At 65.9% G+C, this 264-nt stretch carries 1 protein-coding gene; it reads right to left on the reverse strand.

Annotation, left to right across the window (positions count from 1 at the left end):
* On the reverse strand, nt 1-264 hold a 264-nt coding region (locus ACVA6Q_RS24740; protein ID WP_446649235.1), incomplete at both ends, for a hypothetical protein.

Genomic DNA, 264 nt, shown 5'->3' on the forward strand with positions numbered 1-264 from the left:
ATGTTGATGAGATCGGCCTTGCGCCCTTGCAGCAGGAAGTGCGTGTCGTCCAGCAGCTCCAGCGTGTCGCCCATCGGCACCGGGGTTTCCACGTGCCCACCGGACACCCATACGGTTGGGCCGTCGTCATCGGTCGTGCTGGTGCGCAACTCCAGATGAACGTCGGGGTACGCATGCCACGCGGTGTCTTGCGCCGTGCGTCGCGTGGCGAGCTGGCCGGTTTCGGTGCTGCCATAGATCTCGAGCAGCGGTGCGGCCAGGCGT

It is taken from the genome of Vibrio sp. DNB22_10_4 (assembly GCF_052879755.1).